The organism is Streptomyces solicavernae (assembly GCF_029968095.1).
Lineage (GTDB): Bacteria > Actinomycetota > Actinomycetes > Streptomycetales > Streptomycetaceae > Streptomyces > Streptomyces solicavernae.
Window position 1 is genome coordinate 1 of the sequence record NZ_JASCIR010000097.1, and the last position, 1,075, is coordinate 1,075.

General features: G+C 66.9%; 2 protein-coding genes. Both read left to right on the top strand.

The genetic code is table 11. The features are described from left to right. Positions 1-751: DUF5753 domain-containing protein (locus QIS99_RS32145; protein WP_282517290.1), on the top strand; the 751-nt coding region annotated here is incomplete at its 5' end. After that, a complete protein-coding gene (locus QIS99_RS32150; RefSeq protein ID WP_282517291.1) occupies positions 711-989 on the top strand; it encodes a DUF397 domain-containing protein in 279 nt (92 codons plus the stop codon). The genes QIS99_RS32145 and QIS99_RS32150, both read left to right, overlap by 41 nt. Positions 990-1,075 lie beyond the last annotated feature (86 nt).

Below are 1,075 nucleotides of genomic sequence, written 5' to 3' on the forward strand. Positions count from 1 at the left end.
CGAGCTGGGGCGGTGCGTCTTCTGTACGGGGTCCCTCATCGGGCAGATCGAAACCGCGCACAAGGTTCCTACGCGGCAGCTGTCCGAGCGGCTCGACGCCGCCCTCGGGACCGACGGCCACTTCGGCCGGCTGGTCGGGCTCGTGCTGCGGAGCCAGTTGCCCAGCTGGTTCCAGGCGTACGCGGAGATGGAGGCCAGGGCGGCCTATATCTCCACGTATCAGGCCCAGTTGGTGTATGGGCTTCTGCAGACCGAGGCGTATGCCAGGGCCGTTCTGACCACAGGGCTTCCGGACAACCTGGAGGACCTGTTGGCTGCCCGGTTGGAGCGGCAACGCATCCTGGAGCGCGAACATCCGCCGGTGCTGTGGGTCGTGCTCGACGAAGCGTCCCTACGTCGGCCCATCGGCGGGCGTGACGTGATGCGAAACCAACTGGTGCATCTGTTGAGTTTCCGGACCCGGCGTTGGGTGCGCATCCAGGTGCTCCCATACTCGGCGGGAGAGCACGCCAGCCTGATCGGGTCGTTCACGGGCATCCGGTTCGATGACGACCCCGACCTCGTCTACACGGAGGACCTCATCTCCGGCCACATGACCGCCAACCCGGACACCGTCAAGGAAGCATCGCTCCGATACGCTCACCTGCAGGCTTCCGCCCTCTCGGTAGAGGAGTCGGCGTCACTGATCACCCGCGTACTGGAGGAGAGTTATGGACACTCAGAAGGACCTGGCCAACGCGCGGTGGCGTAAGTCCAGTTACAGCGGCAACACCGGCGGCGAGTGCATCGAATGCGCCCCCCTCGGTCACGCTGCCTGGCGCAAGTCCTCGTACAGCGGAACGAGTGGCGGCGACTGCGTTGAGATCGCCCAGCTCCCCACCCGCATCGCCCTCCGCGACTCCAAGACTCCCGAAGCCGGAGCCTTCACCGCCAGCCCCGGTGCCTTCGCCGCGTTCGTGCGGGCCGCGTCCGACGGGCAGTTCGGGTAGCCGGAGGCTGTACGTCACGCGATCAGGGAGGCGAGTAGCCGGCCGTGCTGTACCCGTTCGCGCGGCAGGGTCAGGCGGAAGCGGCT

Bases quoted from the DNA above. Each gene is read 5' to 3' on its own strand.
- QIS99_RS32150 (WP_282517291.1), top strand. From the start codon at position 711: ATGGACACTCAGAAGGACCTGGCCAACGCGCGGTGGCGTAAGTCCAGT.